This is a genomic window from Lysinibacillus sp. LZ02, assembly GCF_050613145.1.
Taxonomy (GTDB): Bacteria; Bacillota; Bacilli; order Bacillales_A; family Planococcaceae; genus Lysinibacillus_B.
Genome location: NZ_CP192507.1, coordinates 2,530,353 through 2,552,959, shown reverse-complemented (window position 1 = coordinate 2,552,959; position 22,607 = coordinate 2,530,353). Strand labels below are relative to the sequence as shown.

The following is a 22,607-nucleotide window of genomic DNA, read 5'->3' as shown; positions in this document are numbered from 1 at the left end:
CTGTTGTAGGGAGGGGTATTTTTGTTTGAAATAATTATAACACCTCGCATTTCAGAGACAGATTTAGTAGGTCATATTAACAATACAACATTGCCAGTATGGTTTGAGGCAGCGCGCTACCCTATTTTTCATTTGTTTAATCCTAACCAAGACTACAAGGATTGGAAAATGATAGTTGTAAAAACGACCCTGGAGTATAAAAGGCAAATCTTTTTTGGCAAAGATGTTGTGATTCGTACGTGGGTGAAACATATAGGTAATACAAGCTTACGGCTGTATGAGGAGCTTTATCAAGGAGACTTATTGTGTGCGGTAAATGAAGCAGTGTATGTCAATTTTAACTTAGCAACGCAACAATCAGAATCTATTCCACCACACATAAAAAAGGAATTACTTCAACATTTTTATGAAGAACAAAGTCTACAAAATGTGAACGATTTAAACTAAATAACCGGTTAGTATTTTATTAGTCCTTGAAGGAGGGAAATGGAGTGAGTGAATCTTTATTTGACTTAACAGGGCGTACAGCACTGATTACAGGTGGAGGCAGTGGACTAGGGAGAGATATTGCAGAAGTATTGGCACAATACGGCGCTAATATTGCCGTTTGCTCACGAAAATTAAACAACTGCCAAGAAACAGTACAGGTACTTGAAAACAAATATGCTATAAAAGCAAAAGCTTATGTGTGTGATGTGAGTTTAGAAGAGAGTGTTAATAGCACTGTAGAAGCGGTGTTAGATGACTTCGGACATATTGATATTTTAGTCAATAATAGCGGGGCAACATGGGGAGAGAACGTAGAAAACATGCCGCTTGAAGCATGGCAAAAGGTACTAGGGGTCAATGTAACAGGTACGTTTTTAATGTCCAAGGCAGTCGGTAAGCAAATGATTGAAAAGGGGCAAGGAAAAATTATTAATATCGGCTCTATTGCCGGATTAAGAGCAGAATCTAGCGAAGTGTTAAATGCGATTGGCTACAGTACAAGTAAAGCAGCAGTACATCATTTTACAAGAGACTTAGCAAAAAAATGGGCTACACATAACATTACGGTTAACGCCATTGCACCGGGCTTTTTTGAAACGAAAATGACAAAGCATGTGATTCATCAACAGCGCGATGCTCTATTAGCAACGAATCCAATGGGCAAAATAGGAGATCCAGGTTCGTTAAAAGGTGCTGCGTTATTTTTAGCAAGTAAGGCAAGTGATTTCATAACTGGGCAAGTCATTGCTGTTGATGGAGGCAGCTCTTTATAGAAATAATTCAGAACGGAGTGAGTGTATGTATTTACGATTAACGGAAGAGCAAAAAATGGTGCAAGAAACAATTCGTAAATTTGTGAAAGAGGAGCTCATCCCTCTTGAAAATGAAGTATTGAAAAATGAGCGAGAAGGTAGACCCGGTCTATCACCTGAAAAATTAAAAGAACTGCAATTAAAAGCAAAAGAATTTGGTTTCTGGGGCATTAATACGCCGGAAGAGTATGGCGGTGCTAACCTCGGTCAAATGATGTTGGCCATTGTTTTAATGGAATTAGCGAAAACATTCGTGCCATTTTCATTTGGTGGCTCTGCTGACAATATTCTTTATTATGCCAATGAAGAGCAGAAGAAAAAGTATTTACTTCCAACGATTAGTGGTAATAAGAAATCATGCTTTGCGATGACAGAGCCGAATGCTGGCTCAGATACGCGAAATATTCAAATGACAGCGGTAAAAGACGGCAACGAATGGGTATTAAATGGAGAGAAAACATTTATCACAGGTGGAAATGAAGCTGACTTTGTTATGGTCATTGCTGTGACAGATAAAGAGCTACATGAGCAAACAGGTCGAGATGGTGTGACATGTTTTATCGTGGATCGTGAAATGGGCTGGACATCTGAATTTATTCCGACGATGGGGGAAGGTGGCCCAGCAAGCTTAGTATTCGATAATGTGCGTGTACCAGAAGAAAATATTTTAGGTGACGTGCACCGTGGCTACAATTTAGGACTTGAATGGATTGGCTTTGCACGCTGGGTTGTTGGTGCACGAGCTGTTGGTGCAGCAGAGCGTTTACTACAAATGGCGATTGATTATTCAAAAGAGCGTGAAACATTTGGTAAGCCAATTGCAGCGCATCAAGCGATTCAATGGATGATTGCAGATAGTGCTGTTGATATTGAAGCAGCAAAATGGTTAGTGTTAAATGCTACATTTACGTTAGATGAAGGGGAGGACAATAGACATTTGGCATCTATGGCAAAGTTATATGGAGCGAATATGGGGAACCGTGTTGTAGACCGTGTTCTACAAATCCATGGTGGCATGGGCTATACAAAGGAGCTACCAATTGAGCGCTGGTACCGTGAAGCGCGGCTGTGGAGAATTTATGATGGGACAGATGAAATTCAGCGTATGATTATCGCTCGAAATTTAGTAAAAGGGCACGTGAAAATAGGGCAGTATGTTTAATTTGAACGAAAAGAGGGATAGACAATGGGGAATCGTTTTAAAGGAAAAACGGCGTTCATTACGGGAGGCAGTAGGGGGATTGGGAGAGCGATTGGTGAACATTTAGCCAGTGAAGGCGCTAATGTCGCGGTGATAGATGTCAATGAAGAAGCGTTAAATGAGGCAGTGGCACATTTTGCTGAAGCAGGCTATGCCATTTACACAAAACGGGCAAGTGTGACGAATCGTGAAGAAGTCGAACAAGCGATGCAAGAAGCCTATGAACAGTTTGGTTCAATTGATATTTTAGTAAACAATGCGGGTGTTATTCGTGACAATCTACTATTTAAAATGACGGATGCCGATTGGGAAACAGTGATGGATGTACATTTAAAAGGTGCTTTTTATGCATCACGTGCGGCACAAACCTTTATGACGAAGCAAAATTATGGTCGTATCATTAACTTATCGTCTACTTCTGCATTAGGAAATCGTGGGCAAGCCAATTATGCGGCAGCAAAAGCTGGGTTACAAGGGTTTACGAAAACACTGGCTATCGAGTTAGGTAAATTTGGCATTACTGTAAATGCGATTGCACCGGGCTTTATCGAAACGGATATGACAAAAGCGACAGCTGAAAGAATCGGTGTTCCGTTTGAGACATTTATAGAAGCAAATGTGAGTAACATCCCAGTTGGTCGTAGTGGCAAGCCAGCAGATATTGCAAATGCGGTGTTATTTTTTGCGGATGAACATTCCTCGTTTGTTAGTGGTCAAGTGCTCTATGTTGCAGGTGGACCTAAAAACTAAAGGAAATGGGGACATGAAATGTTTAAACATTTAATCGGCAAGCGTTCCAATTTAGTAAAAAATACAGTAGAAAGAGGCGCAGTGAAGAAGTTTGCAGAAGCTATTTATGATGCTGATCCGATTTATTATGACGAAGAAGTAGGGGCAATGTCCCGGTATAAAAGAAATATTGCACCACCTACATTTCCGATAACATTAGATTTTGGGGCGATTCCTGAATTAGTTCTTCCAGAGAAAGGGCTTATTCATGGAGAGCAAAAATTTCATTATAAACGTCCTCTACTTGTAGGGGAAGATGTATATGGCTTAACGGAAATAAAAGATTATTACGAAAAAAATGGATCATTTGGAAATATGGGTTTTTTAGTCATTCATCGCTATGGTTTTGATGCCGCAAATGAACTTATTTTCTCAGAAGAGCGTGTCATTATTATTAATGAAGCGGTTAGAAAGGAGATGCCGATTTGACGCATATAGTAGAGCTACAAGTAGGGCAATCATTGCCACTCATTCAACTTACTCCAGTATCTAGACTCGATTTAATTAAATATGCGGGTGCTTCAGGCGACTTTAATCCGATTCATACAATTGACGAGGAAGCAAAAAATGCAGGTTTACCGGGAATCATTGCACACGGAATGTGGACGATGGGGAACTTAGCAAAGCTTTTTACTCCTTTTGCAGAGGAAGGGTTTATCCAAGATTATACTATTCGATTTAGACGCATGGTATTTATCGATGACGTCATTACATTACAAGCTACTTTACAAAAGAATGAATCTTGTTTAATGGAATTTAAAGTGGCTGCTATTAATCAGCATGGTAAAGAAGTAATAGATGGAACGATTACGTTTATATATTCAAAGTAGTATAGGGGGAGAAAGATGAAAAGCATTCCAGATGTTGATATTTACGTTCGTTTCTGTGAATCTGATGCGGGTGGTCATGCTAGTAATACGAGTTATTTTTTCTATTTTGAAGAAGCACGTTCGAAATTTTTTGCCAGTATGAACTATGGATTAAATGATTTAAAAGGGCAAACGAGCTTTATTCTTGCACGTACAGAATGCGATTTTATTCAGCAAGCATTTCCAGGAAATATGATTACGGTAAAAACTTACCTGACACATATTGGTACTAAAAGCTTTACGCTGGACCATGAAATTTACAATAAGGAGATGAACACGCTCCTTGCTAAAGGTCGTGCAGTTATCGTGTGCTTCGACTTCAAAGAACAATCATCTATAAAAATTTCAGATGAGTTGCGCGTAACACTTGAGCAACATTTACAAGCTAATTCTCCTCAAAAAGTATAGCTTTTTCAAATAGTATCTCCATCCTTGAAAAGTACTGATTAGGGATGGAGATGACAGTATAAAGATCAAGGAATGGCGTTTTTTAATTGAAAACTTGTACTGGACATGAATGAAAGATAGAGGGGGGAATAGAATGACGTTATTTCTGCAACAAATAGTTAATGGTGTAACTTTAGGAAGCGTTTACATTCTAGTGGCAATTGGGCTAACACTTGTTTTTGGAATTCTACATGTTCCGAACTTTGCTCATGGTGCGCTCTATATGGTTGGTGGCTATGCTACTTTAATGACGATGAATGCATTTGGTGTTCATTATTTTATAGCAATGGCTGTTTCCATTATTTGTGTCGCATTACTTGCGATTTTAATGGAACGTTTAGTATTTAATCCGTTGAGAAATGCACCGCCGATTCATGACAAAATAGCTGCGATAGGAATTGTTTTATTTTTTGATGCACTCATTCCGCTTATTTGGGGTAATGAGTATCACCGTATGATTACACCATTTGATAACGCCGTTTCCGTACTGGGTATATCTACATCAGGTCAACGCATTCTAGTTATTGTTGTCGCATGTATTGCCGTTGTGTTACTGCAGCTGTTCTTAAAGAAAACGATGATTGGTGCTTCGATTATTGCCATGGCCCAAAATCGAGAAGGTTCGTTTTTAGTTGGGATTAATGCTAACACAGTGGCGATGATGACATTTGCTATTTCTGGCATATTAGCTGCAATAGCCGCGTCGATTGCTTCTCCTATTAATCTTGTCTACCCTTCGATGGGGCATCTTGTCATTTTAAAGGCATTTGTTGTTGTCATTATTGGTGGTATGGGAAGTGTACCAGGGGCAATAGTAGGCGGCATGATTTTAGGCATTTCTGAAAGTCTTGGTGCCACGTATATTTCTAATGACTATAAAGATATGATTGCATTTTTACTACTTATTATCATCATGACGATGCGACCTAAAGGCTTATTTGCAAAGGGGGTTTATTAAATGAGTAAGTTGCTTAATAAACGAATGGGTATTATTTTATTACTCATTTTAGCTATCCTATTCCCGGTTGTCTTTGCAGAAAATCGCTATGTATTACACATTATGACACTAGCTTTTATTTATACAATCGCCGTGTATGGGATGAATATTTTAGCTGGCTATACGGGGCAGCTATCATTAGCGCATGCTGGATTCTTTGCGATTGGTGCTTATATGGTTGGTATTTTAACGACGAAAGGCGGGCTTAATTTTTGGCTTGCATTACTATTATCCATTGTGTTCACAATGGTCATTGGCCTTGCTTTAGGCTTAATCGCCTTGCGGACAAAGGAGCATTTCTTTGCCATCTATACACTCATAGCTGGGTATTTGATTTATCTCTTGATTGATAAGTGGGAGGATTTAACAGGCGGTGTAAGAGGGCTAATCGGTATCCCTGTTCCTAATGCGATTGGGCCGATTGAATTTAATTCACCCATTGTGATGTATTATTTAGTTTTATTCTTCCTTGTTTTATCGATCTTTATCGTGGTGAGGATTGTTTATTCACTGACAGGAAGGACTTATATCGCTATTCGTAATAGTGAAGAATTAGCACAAACAATCGGAATTAATACGAGAATAAATAAGCTCATCTCATTTGTCCTATCCGTTGGTTTTGCAGGGCTTGCAGGTGGATTATATGCGGCATTGACACGTTTTCTTGGTCCTGAAATTGCTGGAACGACCATGGTTTTCACCTTCCTTATGTACCTTATCGTAGGAGGTATTGGCACATTAGTAGGTCCACTTGTAGGTACGATGTTGTTTATGGGGTTAGAACAATATTTACATGGCTTCCAAGAACATCGTATGTTGATATTCGGTCCCATCTTAACGTTAGTCGTTATATTTTACCCTACAGGTTTAGTCGGTGCGTACTACTCTATTGTAGCAAAAGTCCGCCATAGGAAAAAAATGCAGCGGGAGCCCGTTCAACCTGTCCAAGTTGAAACATCAAATGTACAAAGTGGGGAGGTATAGCGATGACTTTTATTAAGTTGGAGGGATTAACAAAACAATTTGGTGGTCTAACAGCTGTAAACAATGTTGACTTTGAAATTGAAAAAGGAAAAATTACAGCCATTATTGGACCAAATGGAGCAGGGAAGTCTACATTTTTTAATGTAATTAGTGGCTTTCATCAGCCTACTGCTGGAACGATTTTATTTGAAGAACAAGATATTACGAAACTTCCTTCACATAAAGTGGCGAGACTTGGGATTGCTCGTACATTTCAAACAACACATCTATTTGAGCAGTCATCTGTTATTGACAATGTAATTGTAGGTCATCGTTTACGCACGAAATCCAATTTATTGGATGCTATACTGCGGACAGCAAGGGAAAAACGAGAACATCGAGAGGCATATGAAAAAGCAATGGAAGTGTTGTCATTTGTTGGTCTAACCGAGCTAGCTAATCACCCAGTTGCTACCATTTCACAGGAAAATAAAAAGCGAGTTGCGATTGCCCTTGCTCTTGCTACGTCTCCTAAAGTGATATTTCTTGATGAGCCAGCTGCAGGTATTAATCCAGATGAAACGGACGGGCTGGCGGAATTGATGAAGAAAATGGTTGATAATGGAATGACCGTTTGTATTATTGAACATAAAATGCAGATGATTATGGACATTGCTGATCGTATTTTAGTGCTGAATCATGGGTCAAAAATTGCTGAAGGCACACCTGATGAAATCAAAAATAATCCAACTGTGATCGAAGCTTATTTAGGAGGTGAATTAGTTGCTGAAATTAGCTAATATAACTGTCAAATTTGGCGCATTTGAGGCGTTAAAAAATATTAATTTTGAAGTAAATGAAGGAGAGTTAGTAGTCTTATTAGGTGCAAATGGAGCTGGGAAAAGTACCATTTTTAATACCATTAGTGGGTTAAATAAAGTAAGTGATGGCGATATACAATTTAATAGCAAAAGTGTGCGTGGACAATCCCCCGATCGCATCGTAAGATCAGGAATCGTACAATGTGCAGAAGGAAGAAAGCTATTTCCTGACATGTCTGTTCAAGAAAACTTGATGATGGGCGGTTTTATTCATCGGAGACATAAAACACAGCTAAAGCAATCATTACACGAAGTATATGAGCTGTTTCCTATTTTAATGGATAAGAAAGATGATCCGGCCCGGTCATTGAGTGGGGGACAGCAACAAATGCTCGCCATTGGACGAGCGTTAATGGCGAAACCGAAGCTCATTATGATGGATGAACCTTCTATTGGGTTGGCACCACTGATTGTGGAGCAGATGTTTTCGGTTATTCAAGAAATTAATCGAAATGGAACAACAGTATTACTTGCTGAACAAAATGCAAATGCCGCACTTAAGATTGCGAATCGTGGTTATGTCATTGAAAATGGTATCGTTGTCCTTCAAGGAAATAGCCACGAATTATTTAATAACGATGCTATTCGTAAAGCGTATATCGGTGCCTAGTTAGGTGACAGCCACAAAAGTGGTGAGAACCAACTAATTAGTTTGTGTATAGCCAAAAAATACGATACAAAGGGGAGACATACATGAAAGTATTAAAAAGGGGTTTATTTATTTGCTTACTCGTTATTTTGGGAGTTGTACTTGTAGCTTGTTCATCAGATAGTAATACAGCTGAAGAAAATACAGAAAGCGACACAGCTACAGAAACGGGGACAATGGAAAATGCAAGTACAAAAGAAGCACAGGAGCTTGTCATTGGCTTTACCGGTCCATTAAGTGGGCCAGCTGCGCTTTATGGTACAGAGACACTAAACGGTCTAACATTAGCGGTAGATGAAATTAATGAAAACGGTGGCATAGAAATTAACGGGCAGCCATATACAGTGAAAATTGCTTCACTTGACGATAAGTACTTGCCAAATGAAGCAGCTACAAATGCGAAACGATTAGTACAAGAAGAAAAAGCAAAGGTTGTATATACACCTCATAGTGGCGGGGTGTATGCACTGCAAGTATTTAATGAACAAGAAGATTTTATTGTGATGGCTTATACGAGTGAGCCAGGTATTATAGAGCAAGGGAATGCACTAACTGTACGTATTCCACCTGGCTATGACACTTATTTAGAGCCATTTACAAAGTATGAGATGGATAGATTCGGCAAAAAAATCGCCTTTTTACCGACAGCCAGTCAATATGGTAAAGACTGGGCAGAAGCATTACGACCAGTTTGGGAAGCGAATGGTGGGGAAATCGTCTTCGATGAATCCATTGATTTTACAAAGGATACAGATTTCCAAACGATTATGACAAATGCATTAAGCAAAAATCCAGATGTATTATTTATTGGTGGGGCATCTGAACCAACTGCTCTTGTGCTAAAGCAAGCACGTGATTTAGGATTTGAAGGTGGCTTTATCATTATGGACCAAGCAAAGTTTGACCAAATGGCTGCAGTTTTAGGAGGTAGCTACGAATTACTAGAGGGGAGTGTTTCAACGCTTCCATTGGTTCATGCTAGCTACCCAGGAACAGAAACCTTCATTGATAATTATCGCACAGACTATAAGAAAGATCCGGGCGCAGAGGCTGGGTTCCACTATATATCATTAAATATTTTATTAGACGCAATGAAAATTGCTGGAACAGTTGATGATACAAAAGCCATTAGGGTTGCAATGGATGAGGCTGCAAAAAATCAGCCAGAAGAAAAACAAGTATATACAATTGGTGGAGTCAATGAAAAGGGTGGCTTCCATTCTATTTTACGTATGTCCTACATTGAAAACGGTGAAGTGGTAGAGTTTACAAAAGAAGATTTAAAATAGTTTATTTACTGCCTATGCAATATAGTGATTTTTTAAGACCAAATCAAGGGAATTTGGTCTTTTTCTTGTGATGAATATATAAGTGATTTTAGGGGGAGACGAGGATTACATTCAGTGGCTAAAAGATAAAGTGTCTAAGTATTCAACAGGTTTTGTGTTAATTGAAGAAGATGGTACGCTTATTGGACAACTGGAACTAACGATTCGTGAGTACGAAGGTAGAACGATAGGATATATCCATTTATATTATTTACTTCCTTAAAGTCGGGGCAAGGGGAAAGGGGAAAGGGCGTATATTGCATAACTATGCACGAAAGTTTTTTAAAGATAATGATGTGAATGAATATCATTTACGAGTATCACCAACCAATAGAGCTGCACTAAAGTTTTATCCCGCATTAACGGGCATTAAGACGCCCACCTCAAGGATTAAGGAAATCGAGAAGTGTAGGTGGGAGATCAACTGCCCGTAAAAGCCCGATTGGTTCAACTAACAATCAGTGGGGATGAAGAAAACCCCCACTGATTGAAGTTTCACTTTACCGAAAAATGGGCATGGCACAACTAGGAACAGAAGTTGAAGGAAAAGTAATCCGAATGCGGGGATATTTATAAAAATGTGAGATATCGTTTATAATTTAAAAGACTAGCGATATTTTGATAGAAAAAGTAGGGGGATGTTATGGCAAATAGAGGGAGAGTTATACTTCATGTCGATATGAATAGTTTTTATGCTTCCGTAGAGCAAGTGTATGACCCTACTTTGAAGGGAAAACCAATTGCCATTGCAGGTAATCCGAAAGAGCGTAGGGGTATTGTCATTACATGCAGTTATGAGGCGCGTGAAAAAGGGGTTTATACGACGCAACGGGTATCAGATGCTTTAAAGGTCTGTCCTGAAATCATCATAATCCCTCCTCATTTTGAAAGATATCGTGACGCTTCCAAGAAATTTTATAATCTTTTAACAGAGTACACCCCTTTAGTTGAACCCGTCTCGATAGATGAAAGCTATATCGATATTAGCTCTATTGAAGGTAATAAGCACCCGATGGAAATCGTGCATGATATACAAAATCGGATATTCAATGAATTACAGCTCCCTTGTTCAATCGGTGTGGCACCGAATAAATTTTTAGCTAAAATGGCATCGGATATGAAGAAACCGTTAGGCATTACAATTATTCGCAAACGAGATGTGCAGGAAGTATTGTGGCCGTTAGAAGTGATTCACATGCATGGCGTAGGAAAGAAAACAGCGGACAAATTAAAGGACATGAATATACATACAATCGGTGACTTAGCTCAAGCAGAAAAAACCATGTTACAACAAAAGTTTGGTATTAATGGACTGCGCTTACTCGAAAAAGCGAATGGAATCGATCACCGACCTGTTGATCCAGAGTCCATCTATGATACGAAAAGTGTTGGCAATTCCACGACGCTACCTTATGATGTTTCCAATCTAGCTGAAATACAAGATGTTTTATATACATTAGCAGAAAAGGTGAGTAATCGTTTAAAGGCAAAAGGGTTAGTTGGTACGACGATTAGCATTCAAATAAAATACAGCGACTGGAAAAATCAAACGAATAGCCGAACAATTCAAAATAGTACGGATGAAGTAAGTCTTATTTTTGAAGTGGCAAAGGATTTAATGTCGGACCATTGGAAAGAAAAGCCGGTGCGACTGTTAGGGATTACGGTTGGAAATGTCATGGACAAAACAGATAGTACAGAACAATTATCAATCTTCAACTTTGAAGAATATGTAAAAGAGGAACCGATATTAAACTTAATGAACAAATTGGAACGTCAATTTGGAGAAGGGGTTATCCGGCGGGGGGTTAAAGGCAAGCGAGTAGGGAAGTATCAAGCGAATACAAGTTTTAGTAAAGATTTTTTAGATGATTTGAAATGAGCTAAGTATAATTGTAAGTTCTTCAGATGTTTAATAAGAAAAAGAAGGTGAGGAGTACAACACCTTCTTTTTCCACTTTTAGTCAAGCTCTGTTTCTTCGTAATATTCCTCTAAATGGAAAGTAGCTAACGTTAAGACTTTTGCAAATTGTGCACGTGTGATCATCGATTTCGGTTTGAATGTACCATCCTTATAGCCATTAATAATACTTAATTTTTGTAGGTATGAAATACTATCCAGTGCTAAGGGATTGATAGATTTCTGATCTTTAAATGTCGTGTTGTATCCAAAGTCGTCATCTACACCATATGCTAATAACAGCATATGTGTCATATAAGCGACTTCTTCACGTGTAGCACGTTGGGATGGGATAAAAGTATCTTCCCCAAAGATGTCTAAAAATCCATAATCATATAAAATGGAAATTTCTTTTGCTGCCCAATGATTGATTAAATCTTTATAAGGTGCATAACTAGTGAAATCCTCTTTCGCAGACAGTCCAGTTGCACGGAAAATCATAGAAACTAATTGTGCACGAGTAATTTGCCCGTTTGGATTAAAGGTTGTGGCATTTTGCCCGTTAATAATATCTAGTTCATATAAAAACTGAACATATGGTTCTGCCCAGTGATTTAATGTGTCAAGGAAATAACCACCGTCACGTTGCAAATCATTGCCACGTCCAAGTACCTCTAAGAAAACAGCTTCATCTTCAGCTGATAATGGAAGCCATTGTTTTGTCACTTTAATTTCTTTTTGGATGCCATTGCGCTGTTTTGTGAAGCGCATTTCGATATGGTCCCCAAAAGATGAGCGGATCAGTGCGATATTCCCCATGAATTCTTCTTTACCTTCTTCATAAGCATTCACATTGTCCTCATAGCTTTTAATAATCGCATCCACACTAATTTTCAGAACAAACTGTGTTTTTGACACAGCTGTCACACTATAGTGTTTTGTATCAAAAATTAATTCATTTAAATTGAACATTTTATATAACTCTTCAAATGATGTGTGCTCTGTTTGGGCAACTGTGGATGAATTAATTATAGGAGGTGTAGAAAAAGCTTCTTGTGATTGCGCGGATGCTGTCGTGCCACTAACGCTTGTTAAAAGCATGGTAGCTGTCAGTGTTGTCGTAAAGATTGTCTTTTTAAGCATTATCATGAATCCCCTTTTCTTTATGAAATGTAAACATATTCCTTATTGTACTCTATCACCTATGTAGTTTTAAGAGGAATTATTACTATTAAAATTAGGCTAAAGGGAATAATAAAACTTATTTTTGTATTACGTGCTAAATGGGAATATTCGTATAACAAAGAGATGAGTAAAATTCTCTGAAGAAAAAGTTTTTAAGTAGCAAACAAAATTTTTGTGAAGAATTTATTTAAAAATTGTTAATTTTATGTTTTTATATAGGATTAAATATTTACTTACTTTTTTCCTATAAAGTAGAATATCAGTAATAAATGGTTTTGTTACTAAAATTTTGGGGTTACAGGTTATGGAATAAAATGAGTGGAAGCTTGGTGACTGCAGAGGGATTGGTATCTTGGTATCTAGCTGCTTCTGTCGCTCCGCTTTCATCGCAAATAAATTTGGAAAGGAAAGTAACTCCAAGTTACAGTGAGGAAACCATAAGTAGTTATATAGCCTAGTTTTATGGAGGAACATGCATGTTTAAATCAATGAAATGGAAAATGATGTTGCCAATATTGGCGGCAGTTATTTTAATTATCTCAGCGTTTTCAGGTTTTATTTACAATACGACAAATAACAGTATTCAAGAGCAAGGAGAGGCACTTGTTGAATCGATAAAATTAGGGCTAGAAGGTGCGATTACGTCTCGTGATGTCGCTGAAAAAATTATGGAAGAAGAAATGATTGCTGAGTCTGTGTTAATTTCATGGATTTTAGAAAATGGTGGACAGTTTGAAGATTTAAAAGCTTTAGCTGAACGTGGTGGAATCGATGAAATTTGGAGTACAGATGCACAAGGAAATACGGCAATTACGTCGATTGCCGAGAAAATTGATTTTAGCTTTGCGTCTGATCCAAATGGACAAGCATATGAATATATGAAACTAATTACAGGGGGAGAAACAGCCATTACACAATCCGCGCAAATCCGCGATGTAGATAATCAATTTTACAAATTTGTTGGTGTGAGTAGCTGGAATCCTGCTTTACCAAAAATTGTGCAAGTAGCACGAAACGGACAAGCACTGCTTGATTTAGAAGCGCAAATTGGTAAAGAGTTTTACATAGGTGAACTGAATAAACATTTAAGTGAGACAGTGTTATATGCTGCGGTTGTCGATGCAAGCGGTGAAGTATTAGCAGCAACAAATGAAGATTCTTTAGAAAAAAATGCATTTACTACGTCGATGTTTAATGCACAAGAGCTTGTAAAAGAAAGTACAAGATATGATGGTTTGCGTGCGATGAATTATGTAACGCCTTTATCTAACGGTACATATTTAGCGATTACAGTTTCAAACAGTGTTTTATCATTTATTTTAATTGCGACAGTGATTGCGGCAGGGTTAGCGATTGCGATTTTAATAGCAATTACAAACTTGACAATCTCGCGTCAAGTGAAGCGTATTTTAAGTGTTCGCAATTCACTACTTGATATTTCAAATGGGCAAGGGGATTTAACGAAACGGATTGAAAATGATTCAGAAGATGAAATTGGTCAGCTTGTATTAGCCAGTAACACGATGATGGATAACTTCCAATCCATTATGCATGATTTACGTGAGCAATCCGGTGTGATGAATGGTGCGGCCGACGACATTCAACGTCATTCTACTGCAACAATTGCCTCATCGAATGATATTTTAACGTCATCTGAAGTGATTGAAAAAGATTCACGTACACAGCTTGTCAATATTGAAGAAAGTGCACTCGCAATGGAGGATTTAGCGCGCGGCATTCAAGGGGTGACAGAATCCATTATGGAAATTGCCAGTATCGCCACCGATACAGAGCAAAGTGCATTAAAAGGTGTAAAAGTAGTAGACAATTTATTAAGTGAATTGGACCGACTTCACAATCAAACTGATCAATCTGTGACACGTACGAAGTCATTAGAACAGCTTTCAGAGCAAATTGGTGAGTTTACAAATGTCATTACGGGTATTTCAGATCAAACGAACTTGCTCGCATTAAATGCTTCCATTGAAGCGGCTCGTGCTGGAGAAGCGGGGAAAGGTTTTGCTGTAGTGGCAGAGGAAGTGCGTAAATTAGCAGAAGAATCGAAAGTGGCGGCAGAGCGAATTTCACATGTTGTAACAGATGTACAACGTGAAACGGTAGAAATTGTGCAGGCGATTGCTTCGACATCTACAGTTCTGGAGGATGGTCGCACTATTGCAAATGAAGCGCAATCTGCATTTCATCATATTTCGGACGGCATTCAAGTGATTTCCAGTCAAGTGGATCGCGTCTCAAGCGCTTCAGAGGAAATGACTGCAAGTACGGAGGAAATTACAGCTTCTATTGAAGATGTGGCGGAGTTAGCCAAACACAATACAGAGCGTGTGGAACAAATGGCAGTAGATACAAGAAAACAATCGAAAGATATGAAGGAAATGGCAGAGGCCGTGAATGCTGTATATGCGATTTCAAATGACTTGGATATGCGTACAAATAAGTTTAAATTGAAATAATTGTTTTTATCATTTAAAGGTAAGGTTGGTCAGATAGTAAAAGTAGCTAAGGACACTTAGCTGCTTTTTGTTTAAAAGATAAGTATAAACTTTTTCAAATTGAAACAGTGGCTAGCGCAAGCGGACCAGCCCCTCGTGACGTTTCGAAAGTCTCTTCGTGTGCAAGCACACTGTGAGCCTATCTCCAACGCATGCCGGGGCTAGAGTGGGCGCTTACGCTTTACTTATTGTAGAAAAATAATGTTTGCGCGAGTTATAATAAGAGGGAAGGGGGAGTTGTATTATGGGGAAAGCGAAAAAGAAAAAACCATCGATTACATTACATTCAGCGGCAAGACAGGTAGCGTCAACACCAGAAATAACGGCACCAAAAATGAACCCTGCTTTATTGCGTTTACTTGTGATTTTTCCAAATGTTTTAAGCTATATATTATTATTCGGTGTAATTGTTTACATCATGACGAATTTTAGCGAGTTGCAAGCAGCCGGAGCACTTACATTTTGGGTTATTCTATCATTAGTGTTTGCTCCAATGGCATTGTTTACTACATATTCAATCGTCAAACGAATTCGAGCAGGGGTAATGTAAAAAAAGCGCAACGGAAACATAATCCGTTGCGCTTTTCTTAATATAAGTACTCATAAAATAATGTTGCAAGGTAATCTTCTTTTATGACCAAAAGGGGTATCTCGAATAGGAGACCCCCTCTAAAATTGGAATTAATGAATGATACGTTACCAGCCACGTTTATACGTCGGGGTCGGTGGATCGATGTCAACGCCTAACTGTTTTGCAGCACGGTATGGGAAATAAGGGTCACGTAGTAGCTCGCGACCGATAAAGATTAAATCTGCTTGCTCTTTTTGTAAAACTTCTTCCGCTTCATGCCCCGTTGTAATGAGGCCGACTGCGCCTGTTGGTATGCTGGCTTGACGAATCGTTTCAGAAAATGGGACTTGGTAAAGTGGTTTGACCGCAATTGTTGCCGGTACGACACCACCTGAAGAAACATCAATTAAATCTACATCTTGTGCTTTCATCCAAGCTGCAAATTGGATGAAGTCTTCTGGATTGTTGCCACCTTCTACGTAATCTTTTGCAGAAACACGGACAAGTAATGGTCCATTCCAAATCGCGCGAATACCGTCAATGACTTCTCGCAATAGACGATAACGGTTTTCTGGGCTACCGCCGTATGCATCTTCACGTTTATTCGTTAAAGGCGACAAAAACTCACTAATTAAATAACCATGTGCACCGTGAATTTCTAACACATCGAAGCCTACATTGATCGCGCGTTGTGCCGAAGCAACAAAGGCATTCACGACTTCTTTCAGCTGTTCTGGTGTTAGTGCTACAGGTGTTTGATAGGTGTCATCAAACGCAATGGCAGACGGGGCATAAATAGGTCCTTCTACCGTAGCTTTGCGTCCAGCATGTGCTAGCTGAATCGCTGCTTTACTGCCGTATGCATGAATTTGGTCGACGATTTGCTTTAGTCCTTCAAGTTGCTCATCATGCCATATGCCAAGGTCACGTGTTGAAATACGACCTTCTGGCAATACCGCCGTAGCTTCTAGCATTACTAGACCAACCTGCCCCATTGCGCGGGAAGCATAGTGCACAATGTGAAATGGCTGCGCAAAACCAAACTCATTTGCTTCATACATACACATGGGTGCCATGACAATCCGGTTTTTTAGCTCGATGTTTCGTAGTTTGTAAGGTTTAAAAAGTTTGACCATAGACCTTTCCCTCCATCTCCGTTAAACCCCTTTGGCTAGCTCGCGTGAACGTGATTCTGCACTTTTCACACACGCTTCAATCGTTTCTGTAAAATGATGGTCCTGTAGTGCTTGGATGCCAGCCTCTGTTGTACCCCCCGGACTCATTATTTTACGACGCAACTCATCTGGCTCCTCATCGACTGATTGTAACATAGAAGCGGAACCGGCAATTGTTTGAACCATTAATTGGCGTACGACATCTTTCGGTAAACCGATGTCTGTTCCGACCTTTTCAAATGCCTCCATTAAGTAATAAATATAAGCAGGGCCACTACCAGAAAGGGCTGTTACTGCATGTAGTTTATCTTCCTCTACTTCAACGACAAGACCAATTGTCATAAGCATTTCAATAAATAATGCTTTTTGTTCCTCTGTTACAAGGTCGTTAAAAGCAATACCACTTGCACTCATGCCAATTGTCGCAGAAGTATTCGGCATCACGCGCGCGATAGGGCGTGCAGATAAACCGTCTTCAATCGTTTTAATAGAAATGCCTGCCAGCACGGATAATATCGTTGCGTTAGCTGAAATAAACGGTGCGATATTTTGCATAGCACTACCAACATCTTTTGGTTTCATTGCTAAAATAATTAAATCTGCATCGTGCAAATCCGATAACTGCTCTAAAATTTGTACGCCATATGTGTTGTGTAAGTTTTCTAAGCGAGCAAAGTCTGAACGATTAGATACAAAAATTTGCTTTGCATCAAAATATCCTTTGTTTACCCATCCTCCAATAATTGCTTCAGCCATTGAGCCAGCACCAATAAATACAATCTTTTGCATAAAAAAGCCTCCTTCATCAATAAAAGCGCTTCCGTCCTCTTCATTAAGGACGAAAACGCTCGTTTCCGCGGTACCACCTTAGTTCACAAATGTGCAACTTAATCCTTATAACGCCAGGTTAGCGGTTATGTTGTCATAACAAGCTCAGAAGTAGGTTCAATTATTGAAGTGGATGATGTTGCTCTCAGCATATGCAACACTCTCTTTCATCGTTCAATGATTTACTTGGCTTCTTCAACGCTTTCGTTTTGAATTATGAGAAAATTATATAAATGTAATGTCAAGGTGTCAACCTAAAGCGTGACGAAAAATAAAAAAAGGAGTAAAATAGATGAATGGATATTCATTTTTTGTGTGGATAGCTACGGAAAAGGACATCAAGTGTCTTTCTAAGAAAAATAAAGGGGTTGTTAAGATGCAATTACATAAAATCATTATGCCGACACCATATCCAGTAGGGGATGTGAATGCATTTTTAGTCAAAGGGGATACATTGACATTATTTGATGTAGGACCAAAAACAGAGGAAGCATATGAGGCACTGAAATGGGGAATTCGTGCTGCAGGATATGAGATGAAGGATGTAGAACAAGTCGTATTAACGCACCACCATCCTGATCATGTGGGCTGGGTTGATGCATTTCCATATGCCAATATACTTGGTCATGAGTATGTAGATTACTGGATGCGGCAGGAGCCGGCGTTTATTAACTATCGTGATGAGTTTTATATTCGTGAACTACAATATGAAGGTGTGCCTAAACCGTATATTGATCGTGTTGTAAAAGTACGTGGGGAAATGGAGTTATTTGGAGCGCGTCCGTTAACCAGCTTTTTACATGAGGGCGATGAAGTACCGGGACATCCGGGGCTTCGTGTGTATGAAACGCCTGGTCATGCACAAAGTCATTTAATTTTTTTAGAGGAAACATCACGCGAATGTATCGGGGGCGATTTATTGCTCGAAAAGGTATCTTCTAATCCGCTTGTAGAACCACCAGTGACATTGGAAGGTGACCGCCCTCATTCATTATTACAATATAATGCTTCGCTGCAAAAGCTGAGCGATTTACACGTATCCACACTATATACAGGGCATGGTGATGAAGTGCGTAATGTAAGGGAGTTAGTGGAAGAGCGATTAGCCAAACAGCAAGCTCGCGCGCTAAAAGTACGTGAATTTTTACAGGAACCAATGAGTGTTTTTGATGTAAACAAAATTTTGTTTCCAAAAATTTATAAAGCACAACTTGGATTAACACTTTCAGAAACACTTGGGCAGCTCGATTACTTAGTAGATAAAGGATTAGCAACGTTGAAAGAGGAAGATGGTGTGTATTTGTATGTGAGGGCGTAGGATGAAAAACATGTAAAATCTTAATGATTTTACGTGTTTTTTATTGATATATGGAGCCAACATTGTGACATCTTCAGCAAATAAGAAACACAAACCACTTTTCCAGAATACAATGAGGAAAAAGTATAGAGGATGGATATATGTTTGAAACATTGCCGGTGCAGATCGGAACGTCTATTATTCGTGGTGGACCCAATCAAACCGTAGTATTTCCACAAGTCATAGGGGTTCAAAATGGACAATGGGAACACACGGTGAATCGTGCGATTGTTCAGCAAACACAGCAGCTGATTAATGAGCAAGTTGGCAATATGCCGACAACCGTTGAGGAGATGATTGGTACGTATGAAATTAAAAACAATCAACGTCAGGTGCTAAGCCTTTCTCTTTCGAACTATACGTATCATTATCACGCAGCACATGGCATGACCTATATAAAATCACTAACATTTGATATGAAAAATCAAAAAAATTATGATTTGAAAGACTTATTTAAGCCTGGAAGTGATTATGTAAAACGGCTTTCTGACAACATTAAGGCACAAATTAAAAGACGCAACATCCAGCTTCTAGGTGAGTTTACATCGATTAAGCCTAACCAAGATTTTTATATTGCAGATAAAGCGCTTGTCATTTATTTTCAGCTATATGAAATAACACCGTATGCTTATGGATTCCCTATGTTCCCGATTTCTGTTTATGATATACAGGATATTATCGATGAAAACGGCCCTTTAGGAAGAATGGCTATTAACAATTAAATCAATCCAATGCAATTGCAAGACGAAAGAGAGATTCCTTAAATTGAGGGGTCTCTCTTTTATTTCCTCTGCTGAAATTTAATATCCAAAAAATACCGTGTTTTGTGGTTATTTTGTTGTTTTTTTGATATATTCCTGTAACATTCACATGCTAATATCGTATTTGTGAGAAACGAAAGATGTTAGGAGTTTAGAAATAGATTATGAAAAAGACAAAATGGGGCATGAAGCTAGCGGCACTTGCACTAGGCTCATCATTAGTATTTACTTCAGTAGGAACAGCAGATGCCGCTGTTTACACAGTAAAATCAGGCGATTCATTATATAAAATTGGTCAGCGCTATGGCGTATCTTATCAACAAATTATGGCATGGAATAACTTGAGTTCCTCTGTTCTTCGTATTGGTCAAAAGTTAGAAATTGGCGGTGCCCAAACGAATGCAAATACAAGTAAGCCGAACTTAGTCAATGTTGCACAAAAATATTTAGGTATACCTTATGTATTTGGTGGTTCAACACCAAAAGCTGGATTTGATTGTTCAGGTTATGTTACATATGTATTAAACCAAGCAGGCTATCAAACATCACGAAAAACAGCAGCTGGTTTTTATAATACAGCAGAGAAAGTATCGAAACCGCAAGTAGGGGACTTAGTATTCTTTAGCGGTACATATAAGAATGGGATATCGCACGTAGGTTTCTATATTGGAAATAACAAAATGATTTCAGCAGCAGGTAAACAAGTAAAAATTGATAATATTCACAGCGGCTACTGGGGACAACATTTCACAGGCTATGGTCGTATGTAATAGAAGGAAAACGCTTGGCATTGTCCAAGCGTTTTTTGCAGTATAAGCTGATTTTCCATTTTGGCTAGATGAGTCCATATTGTTAATTCCCTTTATTGCCGATATGATGTAAAAATAGAAGTATGGAAGTAAAGGAGCATCGTGATGATTTATTATGAAATCCATTGTAGGTACTGTAAAAAGCCTTTTCAGCTAGAGGAAGGAACAAGAAAATATCAGCAATACAAACAAAATCGGAATGGGCAGTTTTCTTGTGATGATTGCGACCGACGGATTGAAAGTGATTCACGTAAATATTTATTTGACCGGGATTGAAGGGGTGAGTGTATGATTGTCATTAGTAGTTGTTTAGCAGGCATGAAAGTCCGCTATGACGGCAATGCCAATACGGTTGAAAAAATTAGGCAGCTAGTAGAAGAGAAGAAGGCAGTGACTGTTTGCCCTGAAGTTTTAGGTGGTTTACCAACGCCGAGAAATCCAGCTGAAATTATTGGTGGAGACGGGGAAGCAGTACTGGATGGTGTCGCACGTGTCGTGGACAATACGGGAGAAGATGTGACGGATGCTTTTTTACAAGGGGCGTATAAAGCGCTTGAAGTAGTACAGCAAGTAGGCGCGCACACTGTCGTTTTAAAAGAAAATAGCCCGTCCTGTGGGAGTAATCACATTTACACAGGGGAGTTTAATGGAACGAAAAAGCAAGGTGCTGGTGTGACAGCAGCACTGCTAAGACGACATGGTATCCATGTAGTCTCAGAAGAAAACTTTCTACATTATATAGAAGAAATACGTTAAAAAAGCCGACACGATTTTGTGTCGGCTTTTTCTCTCAAAAGTTTTGATTATACCGTTAATGCTGGGCCGAAGAATTCATAGTGAATGCGGTCTTCTGCGACACCTAGTTCCCTTAATTGGCCAATAACAGCCTGCATAAATGGTGTTGGCCCACAAATGTATACATCAGACTCCGAAGTTAACATATTTTGAATCTGTTCCTTCGTTACGAAACCATCCGTATCTGAGTAAATGGCTTTATAATGATCCGCATTTGTTTCGATTTGCTCAGTGAAGGCAGCTACGCGCTCATTACGTGCACATAAAATGAAGGATGTTTTACGATTATCAGCTGTAAGCAACATACGGTATAGAGGTGTTACACCAACGCCGCCTGCGATAAATAATACATCATTTGTCCCTTCGTTTAATGTGAATAAACCAGCTGGAGCTGATACTTCAATTTCTGTACCGATTTCGGCATCATTGTGAAGATATGTTGATACGCGACCATTTGGTGTTCCTTCGTCTTCACGTTTGACAGAAATACGGTATTCGTTGTTTTCTGTTACGTCTGTCACTGTGTATTGACGATTCATTAAATATTGTTCACCCGGCATTGCAAGGCGAATGGAAATGTACTGACCAGGTACTGCTTCTGGTAATTTTTCACCGTCAACTGGAGTTAAGTAGAAGCTTGTGACGATATCGCTTTCTTTTACTTTGCGTGCAATTTTGAATGGCTTGAATAAACGCCAGCCGCCATTGTTTTCCGTTTGTCTGTATAAATCTTCTTCCACTGAGATAAAGATATCCGCAATCACGCCATATGCTTGAGCCCATGCATCAATAATTTCTGGTGTGGCTGCATCGCCAAGTACTTCCTTGATGGCCCCTAATAAGTGTTCTCCAACGATTGGATAGTGCTCTGGTAAAACCCCAAGGCTACGGTGTTTATGGGCAATTAACATAACCGCCGGTACGATGGCTTCTAAGTTGTCAATGTGAACAGCAGCTGCATACACCGTGTTGGCTAAAGCATGTGGCTGACGTCCTCTTTGCTGATTTGTATGATTAAAAATGTTAAGTAATTCTGGATGTGCCTCAAACATGTTTTTGTAAAACGTCTTCGTAATTGTTAAACCGTGTTGTTCTAAAACGGGTACTGTCGCTTTAATAATATCAATCGTTTTTTGTTGTAACATATCGTCACGTCCTTTCACTTCTCACTATACGCTTGCTTATATTCTAAAGCAATATATTAAATACATCTTTAACAAAATGTTCACAAAACATATATTTAAAATACATGTTTCGTTTGTAAGCATATGTATTATTCCTCAAATGA

The 22,607-nt window shown here is 39.0% G+C and carries 26 protein-coding genes and 1 other annotated feature; of the genes, 22 read left to right on the top strand and 4 right to left on the bottom strand.

Translation table 11 applies throughout. The annotated features are described in order from the left end of the window. The first annotated feature begins 21 nt into the window (after positions 1-21). The 15 genes from ACQQ2I_RS12515 (at position 22) to ACQQ2I_RS12445 (ending at position 11,307) form a co-directional block, all read left to right on the top strand. A complete protein-coding gene (locus ACQQ2I_RS12515) occupies positions 22-447 on the top strand; it encodes an acyl-CoA thioesterase (protein WP_431027133.1) in 426 nt (141 codons plus the stop codon). A gap of 44 nt (positions 448-491) precedes the next feature. Next, positions 492-1,262, top strand: a complete 771-nt coding sequence (locus ACQQ2I_RS12510) for an SDR family oxidoreductase (protein WP_431027132.1) — start codon at positions 492-494, stop codon at positions 1,260-1,262. A 25-nt stretch (positions 1,263-1,287) separates the two neighbouring features. Beyond that, a complete protein-coding gene (locus ACQQ2I_RS12505) occupies positions 1,288-2,463 on the top strand; it encodes an acyl-CoA dehydrogenase family protein (protein ID WP_431027131.1) in 1,176 nt (391 codons plus the stop codon). 24 nt (positions 2,464-2,487) lie between these two features. Then, entirely contained in the window at positions 2,488-3,252 is a 765-nt protein-coding gene (gene fabG / locus ACQQ2I_RS12500) for a 3-oxoacyl-ACP reductase FabG (protein WP_431027130.1), read from the top strand. A gap of 18 nt (positions 3,253-3,270) precedes the next feature. Further along, on the top strand, positions 3,271-3,720 hold the full coding sequence (locus tag ACQQ2I_RS12495) for a MaoC family dehydratase N-terminal domain-containing protein (protein WP_431027129.1): 450 nt from the start codon (positions 3,271-3,273) through the stop codon (positions 3,718-3,720). After that, positions 3,717-4,121, top strand: a complete 405-nt coding sequence (locus tag ACQQ2I_RS12490; protein ID WP_431027128.1) for a MaoC/PaaZ C-terminal domain-containing protein — start codon at positions 3,717-3,719, stop codon at positions 4,119-4,121. The genes ACQQ2I_RS12495 and ACQQ2I_RS12490 overlap by 4 nt, the downstream gene beginning before the upstream one ends. A gap of 15 nt (positions 4,122-4,136) precedes the next feature. Continuing rightward, on the top strand, positions 4,137-4,568 hold the full coding sequence (locus tag ACQQ2I_RS12485) for an acyl-CoA thioesterase (RefSeq protein ID WP_431027127.1): 432 nt from the start codon (positions 4,137-4,139) through the stop codon (positions 4,566-4,568). 133 nt (positions 4,569-4,701) lie between these two features. Next, positions 4,702-5,565, top strand: a complete 864-nt coding sequence (locus tag ACQQ2I_RS12480; protein ID WP_431027126.1) for a branched-chain amino acid ABC transporter permease — start codon at positions 4,702-4,704, stop codon at positions 5,563-5,565. After that, the gene (locus ACQQ2I_RS12475; RefSeq protein ID WP_431027125.1) at positions 5,566-6,588 is read left to right on the top strand and encodes a branched-chain amino acid ABC transporter permease; all 1,023 of its coding nucleotides are present in this window, start codon (positions 5,566-5,568) and stop codon (positions 6,586-6,588) included. A gap of 2 nt (positions 6,589-6,590) precedes the next feature. Beyond that, a complete protein-coding gene (locus ACQQ2I_RS12470) occupies positions 6,591-7,367 on the top strand; it encodes an ABC transporter ATP-binding protein (protein ID WP_431027124.1) in 777 nt (258 codons plus the stop codon). After that, a complete protein-coding gene (locus ACQQ2I_RS12465; RefSeq protein ID WP_431027123.1) occupies positions 7,351-8,058 on the top strand; it encodes an ABC transporter ATP-binding protein in 708 nt (235 codons plus the stop codon). The genes ACQQ2I_RS12470 and ACQQ2I_RS12465 overlap by 17 nt, the downstream gene beginning before the upstream one ends. A gap of 83 nt (positions 8,059-8,141) precedes the next feature. Beyond that, a complete protein-coding gene (locus tag ACQQ2I_RS12460) occupies positions 8,142-9,386 on the top strand; it encodes an ABC transporter substrate-binding protein (RefSeq protein ID WP_431027122.1) in 1,245 nt (414 codons plus the stop codon). Between the two features lie 82 nt (positions 9,387-9,468). After that, positions 9,469-9,648 (top strand): hypothetical protein, encoded by a 180-nt coding sequence (locus ACQQ2I_RS12455; protein WP_431027121.1) that lies wholly within the window; start codon positions 9,469-9,471, stop codon positions 9,646-9,648. A gap of 34 nt (positions 9,649-9,682) precedes the next feature. Continuing rightward, positions 9,683-9,859, top strand: a complete 177-nt coding sequence (locus tag ACQQ2I_RS12450; RefSeq protein ID WP_431027120.1) for a hypothetical protein — start codon at positions 9,683-9,685, stop codon at positions 9,857-9,859. Between the two features lie 209 nt (positions 9,860-10,068). Then, positions 10,069-11,307 carry a DNA polymerase IV gene (locus tag ACQQ2I_RS12445; protein WP_431027119.1) on the top strand — a complete coding sequence of 413 codons (1,239 nt, stop codon included), beginning with the start codon at positions 10,069-10,071 and terminating at the stop codon, positions 11,305-11,307. Between the two features lie 78 nt (positions 11,308-11,385). On the opposite strand, the gene ACQQ2I_RS12440 is transcribed toward ACQQ2I_RS12445, so the two are convergent. After that, positions 11,386-12,468 carry an S-layer homology domain-containing protein gene (locus tag ACQQ2I_RS12440; protein WP_431027118.1) on the bottom strand — a complete coding sequence of 361 codons (1,083 nt, stop codon included), beginning with the start codon at positions 12,466-12,468 and terminating at the stop codon, positions 11,386-11,388. Between the two features lie 518 nt (positions 12,469-12,986). Between ACQQ2I_RS12440 and ACQQ2I_RS12435 the strand changes: the two genes are divergently transcribed. Together ACQQ2I_RS12435 and ACQQ2I_RS12430 are read left to right on the top strand one after the other, a co-directional pair. Next, positions 12,987-14,984 (top strand): methyl-accepting chemotaxis protein, encoded by a 1,998-nt coding sequence (locus ACQQ2I_RS12435; protein ID WP_431027117.1) that lies wholly within the window; start codon positions 12,987-12,989, stop codon positions 14,982-14,984. Positions 14,985-15,267: 283 nt separating this feature from the next. Then, complete coding sequence (locus ACQQ2I_RS12430; protein ID WP_431027116.1) at positions 15,268-15,573, top strand: acyl-phosphate glycerol 3-phosphate acyltransferase; 306 nt, start codon at positions 15,268-15,270, stop codon at positions 15,571-15,573. Positions 15,574-15,719: 146 nt separating this feature from the next. Here ACQQ2I_RS12430 and namA read toward each other — a convergent pair whose 3' ends face one another. After that, the gene (gene namA, locus ACQQ2I_RS12425) at positions 15,720-16,730 is read right to left on the bottom strand and encodes an NADPH dehydrogenase NamA (RefSeq protein ID WP_431027115.1); all 1,011 of its coding nucleotides are present in this window, start codon (positions 16,728-16,730) and stop codon (positions 15,720-15,722) included. A gap of 21 nt (positions 16,731-16,751) precedes the next feature. Then, positions 16,752-17,558 (bottom strand): pyrroline-5-carboxylate reductase, encoded by an 807-nt coding sequence (gene proC, locus ACQQ2I_RS12420; RefSeq protein ID WP_431027114.1) that lies wholly within the window; start codon positions 17,556-17,558, stop codon positions 16,752-16,754. Between the two features lie 42 nt (positions 17,559-17,600). Further along, positions 17,601-17,805 (bottom strand) — a binding site (T-box leader). A 168-nt stretch (positions 17,806-17,973) separates the two neighbouring features. Here proC and ACQQ2I_RS12415 point away from each other — a divergent pair. From ACQQ2I_RS12415 to ACQQ2I_RS12395, 5 genes are all read left to right on the top strand, one after another. Beyond that, the gene (locus tag ACQQ2I_RS12415) at positions 17,974-18,915 is read left to right on the top strand and encodes an MBL fold metallo-hydrolase (protein WP_431027113.1); all 942 of its coding nucleotides are present in this window, start codon (positions 17,974-17,976) and stop codon (positions 18,913-18,915) included. 140 nt (positions 18,916-19,055) lie between these two features. Further along, on the top strand, positions 19,056-19,676 hold the full coding sequence (locus tag ACQQ2I_RS12410; protein ID WP_431027112.1) for a DUF3298 domain-containing protein: 621 nt from the start codon (positions 19,056-19,058) through the stop codon (positions 19,674-19,676). 203 nt (positions 19,677-19,879) lie between these two features. Then, a complete protein-coding gene (locus ACQQ2I_RS12405) occupies positions 19,880-20,485 on the top strand; it encodes a C40 family peptidase (protein WP_431027111.1) in 606 nt (201 codons plus the stop codon). Between the two features lie 144 nt (positions 20,486-20,629). Next, entirely contained in the window at positions 20,630-20,800 is a 171-nt protein-coding gene (locus ACQQ2I_RS12400) for a hypothetical protein (RefSeq protein WP_431027110.1), read from the top strand. Between the two features lie 12 nt (positions 20,801-20,812). Further along, entirely contained in the window at positions 20,813-21,280 is a 468-nt protein-coding gene (locus ACQQ2I_RS12395) for a DUF523 domain-containing protein (protein ID WP_431027109.1), read from the top strand. A 47-nt stretch (positions 21,281-21,327) separates the two neighbouring features. Here the strand turns inward: ACQQ2I_RS12395 and hmpA are convergent, their stop codons facing one another. Next, positions 21,328-22,464 (bottom strand): NO-inducible flavohemoprotein, encoded by a 1,137-nt coding sequence (gene hmpA, locus ACQQ2I_RS12390; RefSeq protein ID WP_431027108.1) that lies wholly within the window; start codon positions 22,462-22,464, stop codon positions 21,328-21,330. Positions 22,465-22,607: the final 143 nt, after the last annotated feature.

Excerpts from the sequence above, each read along its gene's own strand:
- namA (WP_431027115.1), bottom strand. The coding sequence starts at position 16,730 with ATGGTCAAACTTTTTAAACCTTACAAACTACGAAACATCGAGCTAAAA.
- ACQQ2I_RS12480 (WP_431027126.1), top strand. The coding sequence starts at position 4,702 with ATGACGTTATTTCTGCAACAAATAGTTAATGGTGTAACTTTAGGAAGC.
- ACQQ2I_RS12400 (WP_431027110.1), top strand. The coding sequence starts at position 20,630 with ATGATTTATTATGAAATCCATTGTAGGTACTGTAAAAAGCCTTTTCAG.
- proC (WP_431027114.1), bottom strand. The coding sequence starts at position 17,558 with ATGCAAAAGATTGTATTTATTGGTGCTGGCTCAATGGCTGAAGCAATT.
- ACQQ2I_RS12440 (WP_431027118.1), bottom strand. The coding sequence starts at position 12,468 with ATGCTTAAAAAGACAATCTTTACGACAACACTGACAGCTACCATGCTT.
- ACQQ2I_RS12505 (WP_431027131.1), top strand. The coding sequence starts at position 1,288 with ATGTATTTACGATTAACGGAAGAGCAAAAAATGGTGCAAGAAACAATT.
- ACQQ2I_RS12415 (WP_431027113.1), top strand. The coding sequence starts at position 17,974 with ATGCAATTACATAAAATCATTATGCCGACACCATATCCAGTAGGGGAT.
- hmpA (WP_431027108.1), bottom strand. The coding sequence starts at position 22,464 with ATGTTACAACAAAAAACGATTGATATTATTAAAGCGACAGTACCCGTT.
- ACQQ2I_RS12430 (WP_431027116.1), top strand. The coding sequence starts at position 15,268 with ATGGGGAAAGCGAAAAAGAAAAAACCATCGATTACATTACATTCAGCG.
- ACQQ2I_RS12485 (WP_431027127.1), top strand. The coding sequence starts at position 4,137 with ATGAAAAGCATTCCAGATGTTGATATTTACGTTCGTTTCTGTGAATCT.
- ACQQ2I_RS12495 (WP_431027129.1), top strand. The coding sequence starts at position 3,271 with ATGTTTAAACATTTAATCGGCAAGCGTTCCAATTTAGTAAAAAATACA.
- ACQQ2I_RS12410 (WP_431027112.1), top strand. The coding sequence starts at position 19,056 with ATGTTTGAAACATTGCCGGTGCAGATCGGAACGTCTATTATTCGTGGT.
- ACQQ2I_RS12435 (WP_431027117.1), top strand. The coding sequence starts at position 12,987 with ATGTTTAAATCAATGAAATGGAAAATGATGTTGCCAATATTGGCGGCA.
- ACQQ2I_RS12470 (WP_431027124.1), top strand. The coding sequence starts at position 6,591 with ATGACTTTTATTAAGTTGGAGGGATTAACAAAACAATTTGGTGGTCTA.
- ACQQ2I_RS12475 (WP_431027125.1), top strand. The coding sequence starts at position 5,566 with ATGAGTAAGTTGCTTAATAAACGAATGGGTATTATTTTATTACTCATT.
- ACQQ2I_RS12405 (WP_431027111.1), top strand. The coding sequence starts at position 19,880 with ATGAAAAAGACAAAATGGGGCATGAAGCTAGCGGCACTTGCACTAGGC.
- ACQQ2I_RS12460 (WP_431027122.1), top strand. The coding sequence starts at position 8,142 with ATGAAAGTATTAAAAAGGGGTTTATTTATTTGCTTACTCGTTATTTTG.
- ACQQ2I_RS12395 (WP_431027109.1), top strand. The coding sequence starts at position 20,813 with ATGATTGTCATTAGTAGTTGTTTAGCAGGCATGAAAGTCCGCTATGAC.
- ACQQ2I_RS12445 (WP_431027119.1), top strand. The coding sequence starts at position 10,069 with ATGGCAAATAGAGGGAGAGTTATACTTCATGTCGATATGAATAGTTTT.
- fabG (WP_431027130.1), top strand. The coding sequence starts at position 2,488 with ATGGGGAATCGTTTTAAAGGAAAAACGGCGTTCATTACGGGAGGCAGT.